General features: G+C 59.5%; 16 protein-coding genes. 14 read left to right on the forward strand and 2 right to left on the reverse strand.

Annotation, left to right across the window (positions count from 1 at the left end):
* The 12 genes from ONZ54_RS22905 (at position 1) to ONZ54_RS22960 (ending at position 4,402) form a co-directional block, all read left to right on the forward strand.
* On the forward strand, positions 1-423 hold the full coding sequence (locus tag ONZ54_RS22905) for a phiTE_072 family protein (RefSeq protein ID WP_271788424.1): 423 nt from the start codon (positions 1-3) through the stop codon (positions 421-423).
* Complete coding sequence (locus ONZ54_RS22910) at positions 390-554, forward strand: hypothetical protein (RefSeq protein WP_465248793.1); 165 nt, start codon at positions 390-392, stop codon at positions 552-554. Before ONZ54_RS22905 ends, ONZ54_RS22910 begins: the two co-directional genes overlap by 34 nt.
* Positions 554-763, forward strand: coding sequence for a hypothetical protein (locus tag ONZ54_RS22915; protein ID WP_271788426.1), 210 nt, complete (start codon positions 554-556; stop codon positions 761-763). Before ONZ54_RS22910 ends, ONZ54_RS22915 begins: the two co-directional genes overlap by 1 nt.
* Positions 763-1,071, forward strand: coding sequence for a hypothetical protein (locus ONZ54_RS22920; RefSeq protein ID WP_271788427.1), 309 nt, complete (start codon positions 763-765; stop codon positions 1,069-1,071). The genes ONZ54_RS22915 and ONZ54_RS22920 overlap by 1 nt, the downstream gene beginning before the upstream one ends.
* 238 nt (positions 1,072-1,309) lie before the next feature.
* A complete protein-coding gene (locus ONZ54_RS22925) occupies positions 1,310-1,558 on the forward strand; it encodes a hypothetical protein (protein ID WP_271788428.1) in 249 nt (82 codons plus the stop codon).
* Positions 1,559-1,906, forward strand: a complete 348-nt coding sequence (locus tag ONZ54_RS22930) for a hypothetical protein (protein WP_271788429.1) — start codon at positions 1,559-1,561, stop codon at positions 1,904-1,906.
* 174 nt (positions 1,907-2,080) lie between these two features.
* A complete protein-coding gene (locus ONZ54_RS22935) occupies positions 2,081-2,305 on the forward strand; it encodes a hypothetical protein (protein ID WP_271788430.1) in 225 nt (74 codons plus the stop codon).
* Positions 2,302-2,517 carry a hypothetical protein gene (locus ONZ54_RS22940; RefSeq protein ID WP_271788431.1) on the forward strand — a complete coding sequence of 72 codons (216 nt, stop codon included), beginning with the start codon at positions 2,302-2,304 and terminating at the stop codon, positions 2,515-2,517. The genes ONZ54_RS22935 and ONZ54_RS22940 overlap by 4 nt, the downstream gene beginning before the upstream one ends.
* A 14-nt stretch (positions 2,518-2,531) precedes the next feature.
* Positions 2,532-2,966 carry a hypothetical protein gene (locus ONZ54_RS22945; protein WP_271788432.1) on the forward strand — a complete coding sequence of 145 codons (435 nt, stop codon included), beginning with the start codon at positions 2,532-2,534 and terminating at the stop codon, positions 2,964-2,966.
* A gap of 41 nt (positions 2,967-3,007) precedes the next feature.
* The gene (locus ONZ54_RS22950) at positions 3,008-3,448 is read left to right on the forward strand and encodes a hypothetical protein (protein WP_271788433.1); all 441 of its coding nucleotides are present in this window, start codon (positions 3,008-3,010) and stop codon (positions 3,446-3,448) included.
* Between the two features lie 356 nt (positions 3,449-3,804).
* Positions 3,805-3,990 (forward strand): hypothetical protein, encoded by a 186-nt coding sequence (locus ONZ54_RS22955; protein WP_271788326.1) that lies wholly within the window; start codon positions 3,805-3,807, stop codon positions 3,988-3,990.
* 19 nt (positions 3,991-4,009) lie between these two features.
* Positions 4,010-4,402, forward strand: coding sequence for a hypothetical protein (locus ONZ54_RS22960; RefSeq protein ID WP_271788327.1), 393 nt, complete (start codon positions 4,010-4,012; stop codon positions 4,400-4,402).
* A gap of 39 nt (positions 4,403-4,441) precedes the next feature.
* Here ONZ54_RS22960 and ONZ54_RS22965 read toward each other — a convergent pair whose 3' ends face one another.
* Positions 4,442-4,858, reverse strand: coding sequence for a hypothetical protein (locus ONZ54_RS22965; protein ID WP_271788328.1), 417 nt, complete (start codon positions 4,856-4,858; stop codon positions 4,442-4,444).
* A complete protein-coding gene (parM, locus tag ONZ54_RS22970) occupies positions 4,855-6,036 on the reverse strand; it encodes a ParM/StbA family protein (RefSeq protein WP_334312743.1) in 1,182 nt (393 codons plus the stop codon). Before parM ends, ONZ54_RS22965 begins: the two co-directional genes overlap by 4 nt.
* A gap of 894 nt (positions 6,037-6,930) precedes the next feature.
* On the opposite strand from parM, the gene ONZ54_RS22975 reads away from it, so the two are divergent.
* A complete protein-coding gene (locus ONZ54_RS22975; RefSeq protein ID WP_271788330.1) occupies positions 6,931-7,746 on the forward strand; it encodes a hypothetical protein in 816 nt (271 codons plus the stop codon).
* On the forward strand, positions 7,746-9,251 hold the full coding sequence (locus tag ONZ54_RS22980; RefSeq protein ID WP_271788331.1) for a terminase: 1,506 nt from the start codon (positions 7,746-7,748) through the stop codon (positions 9,249-9,251). The genes ONZ54_RS22975 and ONZ54_RS22980 overlap by 1 nt, the downstream gene beginning before the upstream one ends.
* Positions 9,252-9,274 lie beyond the last annotated feature (23 nt).

A 9,274-nucleotide genomic window follows, 5' to 3' on the forward strand; every position in this document is an offset into this window, starting at 1 on the left:
ATGTCACGCATGAATAAGGATTTGCCGCTGGTGGAGGTCGCCACCGCCCATGTGACGGCCCTTCGCCTGACAGGGCTCGATAACTTGGACCCGATCACCGTTTACCTGGACAACCCGGAGCCTGGCCGGGGCACTATCACGATTCGTTGCTGGGATGCCTGTTGGGTGGCCGGCTGGCCCTCTATGTCTGGTCGCAGCGTGGAGGAGTTCTTTGTTGCCCGGGATGACGACTACCTTGCCAAGAATCTGAGCTCCATCCCGGAAGAAGTAACAGCGGAGGGGGAGGAGCTTACCAGGCTTTTGCGGGTCGAGTTCCTGCGCCAGCGCCGCGCTCGAGAGCTAGACAGGGGCTGGCTAGAACCTTCTGGGAGGGTGCCGAGGAGATTGAGATCGGCGAGGCGCATTGCAGCGACCACAAGCTGATGGTGGCCGCCTTCGGTGAGGAGTGGTTCCGTGATCCCCCGACCATGGCCAATTCCGATTATTTGTACCTGTGCCGCATTATCCAGGCGGTGCGCGACGGGCTGCGCAAGTACATCGAGGAGAAAGGCTGATGGCTGAATGGGTCAGTGTCTGGGATGAAATGCCACCGCCAGAGGTGCCGATCCTGTGCCAGCTCAAGCACTGCTTCACCGGTTCGGTTCGTGAGTTCGAGCTGATCCATGTGGAGGAGGATGATTGTTCCTGGCGAACGGCAGATGACCGGTCCGAGGTCAGCCACTCCTGGGATGTGATCACCTGGCAGCGGGGAGGGCAAGGCTGATGCCGTGCTACGCGCTTCACGATAAGGACGGCAAGCCGATAGGCCACCTCTGCGGGAATCTTGGGGCTCACTGCACTTGCTGCGGGGGCGTGTCGGGCTATCTGTGTGACTTCCCGGTGGGTGAGGGCAAGACCTGCGATCGGCCCCTGTGTGGCCGTCATGCTGCGGAGGTGGCGCCAGAGGTTCACTATTGCCCGGGGCATCTGGTTGCGTGGGAGGCCTTCAAGGCCTCTGGCGGGGTCAAGGAGCAGCTGGAGGCAGTGGTCCCGTTCAGTCAGGGGCATTGGGTGCAGGGAGTAGAGAAGTGAGCAAGGCGCAAGAGTGGTGGACGGAGGGGTGGGGGATATTGCCCGCCCCGGCCGGCAAGGGCCGTTGGTTGGTCTGCTTTGGCGACCAGGACATGGCGGTAACGTCCGGTTGGTACCGCACTCGCCGGCGAGCCAAGAAGGAGATAACCCATTACATCGAGCGTGGCGCGTCCCGGGGGCCCTTCCATGGGATATGCAGGCACTTCAACAAGGCCACTGGCCGGTTCTGGGGGTAACGATGTTGCATGAGGTTCTGATAGACGGCATCAAGTACATGCCCCAAGCGACCATCCAGCCGGTGGATGATGAGGTGATGCGCCGAGCTCTGCACATGCTGCTGTCGCTCCACTACTTCGGGAACTGGCACAAGGCCCAGGGGGTCACTGGTGAGGTTATCGCCCTGCTGTCCCCTGAGTTGGCCGCTGTGATGGACGTTGACGTAGGGGCTGCATTCAAGCGGACTTCTGCGCCAGAGCTGGGGGAGTAGATGACCGAACCAAGAAGCAATGATCAAATCCTGGTGGATGCCCTGGAGGCGGAGAAGGCCCGCCTATCGCGCCGCCTGGAGAAGCTGAAAGCCATTAGAGCGGCTGACCCGCTCGGGGAGTTGCTGGCGCTTCACTCCGAGGCGGCCGGCCTTGATTTCAAGACCAAGGAGGGGCTGGCCAAGCTGGACTCTCTGGCGCAGAGGGAAAGGGTGGCTCGGGCTGCCCTGGACAAGCTGAGCAAGCGGGACACCTTCAAGGACATGGACGAGCAGACAACCCTTGAGATTGAGATAGGCGCCATCAACAGTGAGATTTTCTTCAAGAAGAAGTTTGGAAGGTGCAAGTGATGGCGCTCGAGGAGCAGGTGATAGCGGTCTTCGAGGAGAGCCCGCTGTGTGACGATTGCGACCATTTCATCTGGGGGGCTGGTGGCCCTGACCCGTGCGATTGCCGGGTGCTGAGAGGTGATGCGGGAACCAGCCTTGACGACTGTCCAGGCACTGAGGATTGAGGGGTATGAAGTGATCACGTTAAGCGGAAAAGACCTGGTAGAGCTGCTGGATTTCATGAGCCCGGACCGAGAGCAGGACCCCGAGCAGCTGGAGGCGGAGGTGAGCATCATCAAGCTGGATAAGCTATTCGCTGACGGGGTTGGGGATGTGAGGCCGCCCGGGGTGTACGCCTATTTGACCGAGTACCCAGAAGAGGGGTTGTACGGTCCACTCGGTACGGCGGAGGGGGCATGATTGCTGCTGGAGAGCCTGCTGCCATTCGGTGGGCTACCAGAGAGAGGTATCACGATCCCGCCTGGGGCAAGTGGCACCTGATCAAGGCGGGTGAAGTATTCACGGCCTGCGGCCAAGTGGTCAGGCTATTTGAAGCGGACGGGAGCCCCCAGGAGGGGCCCACTGACCAGGTTAACTGCAAGCACTGCCTGCGGCTGCTGGGCAAGGCGTAGAAGGATAACGAGACATGCCAATCATCAAACAGATTTACCTGTGCTCCCTGTGTGGTGCCAGGCATGAACAGCACCATGAAGCTGTTGCCTGTGAGGCTCTGGGAGTGCCCGAGGAGGTTTTCAAGGTTGGGGAGGAGATCCGCTATCAGGATGAGTCGAGCCTCATGGGGGGCGGGCGCTGGAGCTACGGCGCAGAGTGCCACCCGGTTGCGGCCAGCTATATTGCCCTGTTCGGCAACCGCGAGCGTGGCGCCTCGCACAAGCGGGTGTACCTGGTCGATCTGGGCTACTCCATCCACGAGGTGTTTGAAGGGCCGGAGGGGTACGTTTCGCCGGCTGAGAACAAGTTCAGGCCTGGTTACATCCAGGTTATCCAAGACGACCACCGCCGAACCGGCATTGGCGGGTTCGTGAACACACCAACGTTCCGTGCGCCTGAGCTGGTGTAGCATGGCGTCGCGCACCTAAGCCCCGAGAACAAGGAAAGAAGATGGAACAATCACCATTTTTAACTCACCGCCACATCCTCCTTAATGGCTATGGCGCCGCGATCACCCTGCGAGGGCTCACGCTGTCGCTCTGGAATGGCATCAACTGGCCCACGGACATGAGTCGCGTGGCCGGCTTGGATGACCAGCATTTTGCTATCGCCCAGGAGTTGCTGGCATGGTATCGCCTGTACGGCGAGAACGATCCCGACTTCATGGATACGGGCCGAGACTGCGAGGCTATGGCCCTTGAGGCCAAGAGGCTGGCTGAGCAGCAGAAAACATATGCCGGGTGGGAGCAGCTGGTGGAGCGGGAGCTGGGTAGTCGCGGCCAGCGCAGAGATCTGGCGTTTGATCGCTATGAGTGGTTTTTCGCCCGCTTTCAGCAAGGTTTGACACCGGCGCAAGCCGCCGAACAGGCAATTGCTCACGGCCTGGAATGAATATCGAGGAAAAAATTATGACAAAATTTGTACAAGTAGTTGGGTCACCTACCTCCTTTCTATGCTGTTTACTGCTGATTATTTTCTCTTTTTTGAAAGGGTGGGTTTCATCTGGAGGTGTTCTGTTTGCGCTGCTGGTGCTATCAGTGCTGGGTGTCAGTTCCGCTCTGATAAGCAAACGTAAAAGCAAATCCTGACCATTTTCCCGACGTTAGTAAAATGGTTGGCTTGCAATGATTGCTTAAACGTTGCCGGCCTTGATAGAGGGATAACGGCCTATGAGTAGAGTTAAGCCGCTCACATGGACTGATGAATCAGCCCCAACGGAGAGTTGCAGATACAACCACACGGAGGCCATGACGCCGTTCGGTCGATTCCTTATCACCTGGAAGGGGTGGAAGGACGACGACTGGCCGACAGTGGACGAGGCGCCCTGGGAGGATGGATACGAGAGCTTTAAGCCTTATCCTGACCTGGAGGATGCCAAGAAGGCCTGCGAGCAAGAGTTTGCGCGTCGAATCAACGAGAGCCTGGCGCCTTAACACACTGGAGAGACAGAGCATGGGACGACAGATAGAGGTGGATGGGCAGTGCGAGGAGGTGGATGAATACCTGCCTGAGCACTACCTGGAGAATCAAACGAGTTGGGCGGCGCCTGGCATACCGCTCAACCCCAAGTTGCGGGAGGACTTTGATAACACCCCGAACGAGGAGCGTGACCCCCTGGAGCTCAAGGACTGGTGGCGAGTACCCTACATCAAGACGATTGATTGGGCCGCGTTCGCGTCGTCTGATGAGGAGCACCGGCGTTCGTGGTTTGAGGCCTGGCCTACAGGTATCCGGTATGACGTGCGCTGTCTCGATGGCGGGGCCTGGGACCGCTCAACGAACAAGGGCGCGTTTCCCACTCTGGAGCAGGCGATTACAGCCGCCCAGGCGCTGCTTGGGAAGTGACAGAGACAGAAAAGAAGAAGGCGCCCGGAGGCGCCTTTTTTATATCCCCAGTCGGGGGAGGTTTGGAGTTCCAGCGCTTTCCTCGCTGGTGGCCGCTGGTTGGCTGTCAGCTGGCTTTTGAGGTGTGGGGGAGGGCTCCGCTACCGGCGCCGCCTGTTGCGTCGTCAAAACGTCGCTGGTGGGCTGGTGGACCGGCGCCTGATTCCCCAGCAGGGCGATCAGCTCATTGATCAGAATGGACCGGCGCACAGATGGGGTGCCGGCCAGATATGCCGGGTGCTGGTCCAGCATGGTGATCGTGTCCAGGATGCCGCACTCCTTGAGCATCATGCCGCCCGCGACACACTGAACGACCAGCGCCCCCTTGCCTGCCGCTCCTGTCTCATACAGCCGAGCGAATCGACCATGCACGTTATTGGTTTCCGGGGTCAGCGGGTACTTTGCTGCGCCGCTCATACAGCCGCCTTCTCCGCCAGGATGGCGTTCGCTTCGGCCTGCAGTTCCTTGGCGTTCGCTTGCAGCAGCAGCTGGACGCCGCGGACTACGGCCATGTGGGGGTCAGAGGGAATGTCAACGGTGTGGTGCCATCCCGCGGCCTGCTCGCGGAGCCAGTTCGCCCCCCCACCTACGAACACGATTCTATCCAAGTTGTGCATCTGGCCGCGGGCCAGTTCGCGAATGTCGGCCTGCAGCAGGCTGTTGAGGTAGTCGGCCGATTCCTTGATGAGGTGAGTAACGTCAATGCGGGCGGCGATAGCTGCTGGGTTGTCCTTGTCCGAGCCGATATAACCGCGCTTGATGATGCTCTTAATGTCGGCGTCCAGCATGGATTGCACGTCGTCCAGGTGGCGGGCCAGCAGGGTGCGGAAGTGGGCCACCATCAGGTGTATGCCGTGCTCGTGAGTGGAGAAGTCCACGAATTCGTCACCGGTGCTGATGATAGCCAGGTCGGCCGTGAACTCGCCCAGGTCAACGACCAGGGTCTTATGCTCCTCTGGGTAGTCCTTAGGGGTCTTGCTGGCGCAGTAGTAGTAGGCCGGGAAGGCCTCTGGGAAAACCTTCACATGCAGGATGACGGGGGAGTCATAGGCGCCGTACACGTTGGTAGCCCGCTTCATGAGGTTGTCTTTCTTGGCCTGGATGCGCTCAACGTTTACTGGTTTGGCTTCATCCCCTCGGTTGTAGAACTGTTCCACCGGCAGGGTACAGCCAACAACACAGGCCACGCCGCCCAGGTTGGCCTTCGCCATGGTGTCGATGGCAAGCACCCGGTTGGCTTGGCCGAGCTGGTAGGCAGGGTCCAGGGTGGTGAGAGGCTTTGTTGGGTTGCGGCGGACTGTGAAGCGTTCGCCTTCCTCTGTCTCCCAAATGCTATTGCTCATGTGTGAGGCGCCGAGCCCAGCAGCGGCGCCCTTTTCGATAAGGGAGGGCTGGTGAGACTCGTAAACCGCACCGCCGGCATCGTGGAATGAGCAGGCGATATTACCGCTGCCGTCGTCCAGTGCTACTAGGGCTATGAACGGCTTAGGATGTTCGGCGGTGTTTGCAGCAGATTTAGAGGTCATTGTCATAGGCTCCTTGATGACAGGTTGGCATGGTTGCCAGCGGGCATAATATGCCGAAAACGTCCCCATTTAAACCATTCTAGCTCCCAGAATGCCCTATTAGTACCGATTTTCCCCGGGGTTTACCCGCAATGGTCAAACCATGCGCTTGCGGCTGTTCATTAAAGGGCCAATTCTGGCCCGTATATATCTATTTGGGGAACAGGGGGGAATAGCGGGGATAATCGGGTATAAATTGCTCGCGGCGTGTACGCCGGGGGTCGGGGGTACTTTCGCCGCTGGTTTACACAACCTCAAACAGGCAAAATCGTTAGGTTGTAGGAATGGAGACGTGTTTTGGCTAAGGCAACCATCGACTGGCAGTACCACATCAACAACTACGTTGAGCATCATTCTGGCGCTATGTCGCTTCTGGAGTACGTGCTAACCAATGGTTTAAACCGCAACTCTGCCCGCCGTTCCATGGCCGCCGCGGTGGCCGCTGCCTTGGCTGAGCGTCAGCCAGCTGATCAGGTTGCAGAACCGGCCGGGAAACCACCCTCTGACGCTGCGATCAGGGTGGGTAAGGTGGTACGTAAGCAGGCCCGCCAGATGACCGCCGAGAGCCGCCAGAGCAAGCAGGGTAAGGGGTCGAGACGCGAGGCTCACACATCTGATCAGGTGGCTGCATCTGATCAGATAAGCGCATCTGATCAAGAGCGTTTATCTGATCACATTGCATCTGATCAACCCGGTCAGAAGGCGAAAGCAGCGCCAAAAGGCAGGAAACAGGCCCAAAAGGGGCCGATTAAGGGTGGGTCAGGGGGCAGATCAGGGGGGGGTGCAGACGCGAGAGGATCAGGGCGAACAGCTGATCAAAATTCTCGGGAGCATTGGCCGACGCGCCCAAATAACGGCGGCGACGGCCAACGCTACGGCGACTTTGGCGGGGTCCATACAATGGACTTCGGCGGCTACTGCTCCATGCTAGAGATCGATGACGAGATACGCGACCTGGCTCTGGCCACCAGTTATGGCAATCGCGATCTCCTTCTCGCCCAGGGGCGGTACATGACCATGTATCGCAAACAGAACCAGATCCTCAAACGGATAGAGACCAACTACTTAGAGGGCGGTGCCTGGATAGATGACGAGGGCAATAAGATGCCCCGCGACCAGGCCGAGGCCCAGGCTGTCTTTGGTATCAGTCAGCGCATGACGGAGCTGGAATCCTCGATAGCCCGTCACAAGCTGGGAGTGCTCAAGCTCGAACTGGACCGCGACAAGATGGCCCTCGAGCAACGGCGCATGGCACTGGCCGAGTGGAACCGTCACCCTCTCACTCGCAGCGAGCGCATAGCCCGCACCGCGGAGCTGCTGGATCAGCGGACCCGGGAATCCCTGAGCGCCACCGAGACGGCCTATCTGTTCAGCCGTGAGGATCTAGACCTGCCACCGGCCCTTCATGCCGAAATGCTTAAGGAAATCACCTGGCTGGAGCCCACCACCGAGAATGGTGGCGGCATCACCCCCGAGGAGCTGGAGAGAGAATCCCGGGCGTACATGGAGAAACGCCAGTTCATCCGGGATAAGTGGATGCCTGAGCGGGCCCTGCTGATCGAGGGAGTCATTGCCAATGAGGCCGCCCACCTCGCCGGCGAGCTGCTGGGTGAGGGAGACTTTGCCAATGCCGGCACCGAGGACCCAGATAAGGGGGAGGTGATACTGATCGGTGACGATGGCACCTGGACCCCGGAGGATGTGGTACTGGATGACGACGATCCCGAGGGCTTCGAGTAATGGCCCGCATTCGCTCGATTACCAAGGACCCCCGCTATCTCGACCTGGTGAAGCGGTACCGCTATGACTGGACCCTTGCAGCGGTGGAGCTGTTCGCCAAGGAGCCCACCTGGCAGCAGGAGCTCATTCTGGACTCTGCCCAGGAGACGGGGGCGAGAACGTCCGTTTCCTCCGGCCACGGTACCGGCAAGTCAGACATGACCAGTATCATGATCCTTATCTTCATGCTCTGTTTCCCGGGCGCTCGCGTCATTGTGGTGGCGAACAAGATAGGCCAGGTTCAGACAGTGGTCTGGAAGTACCTCAAGCAGAACTACAAGGAGCTGTGCCGTCGCCACCCCTGGATAGAGCAATACTTTGTCCTGACCGAAACCACCTTCTTCGAGCGGTCCAGTAAGGGCGTCTGGTTCGTCTCCCCCAAGGGTTGCCGTATCGGCAACGAGGAGTCGCTGGCCGGCGAACACGCCGCGCACCTGTTCTACATCGTGGATGAGGCCTCCGGCGTCTCTGATAAGGCGTTTGGTGTCATGACGGGCGCCCTGACCGAGACGGACAACCGGATCCTCCTGCTGAGCCAGCCAACGCGGCCAAGCGGCTACTTCTACGACACTCACCACAAGCTCAAGAAGCGCCACGCCGGCGACGCGGAAGGGTACACGTCGATAAAGCTCAACTCTGAGCAATCCCCCCTGGTCACGATCGCCTTTATCCGGGCCAAGATCCGCGAGTATGGCGGCTCCCGTGACGCGCCCGAGTACATGATCAAGGTGCGGGGCGAGTTCCCGCGCACGTCGTCTGAATATCTGCTGTCGCGTGACGATTGCGAGAAGGCTACCAGGGCAATGCCCAAGCTGGCGAAGGACTGGGGATGGCTGCTGCTGGTGGACGTGGGTAACGGCCGTGACAGTTCGGTGGCTACGCTGGTGCGGGTCAGTGGTGAGCGGTTAGAGCGGCGGATTGTGCCCCTGAGCGTGAAGGAGTGGCCGGGGACTATCGACCCCGTCAACTTTGGCCGCCTGGTGGCCGCTGAGTACACGCCAGAGCAATACCCGAACATTTCCATAGCCGTGGACGGCGACGGCGTAGGCGCCGATACAGCAACGATCCTGGAGGAGGCGGGGCGGCAGGTGCAGCGCATACGTTGGGGTCAATCGTGCTTCTCCCAGGAGGATAAGAAGCGGTTCCTCAATAAGCGGGCGTTCGCCAATGTCATGGCCCGGGACGCGGTGAAATCTGGCCGTCTGCGCCTGGATAAGCACGAAAAGACGATGGATCAGGCGTCACGACTCCCCTGCAGGCTCGATGAAATGGGCCGCTGGTGCATGATGAAGAAGGAGGTTATGCGAAAGGAAAAGGGGTTACCCTCCCCGGATAGATGGGATACCTACTGTTTTGGCTTTATAGCCGACTACATCCCGGCAGATATGGTCATCACCGAGGATATGGTTGCCGAGCGCGAATCTGTGGCCGGTTGGGCGGCGGCGATGGTGGCCGAAGACTGTTAAATAGGCGAGCCTGATGGCTCGCC

Origin of the sequence: Aeromonas salmonicida (assembly GCF_028355655.1) — a bacterium.
Lineage (GTDB): Bacteria > Pseudomonadota > Gammaproteobacteria > Enterobacterales > Aeromonadaceae > Aeromonas > Aeromonas salmonicida.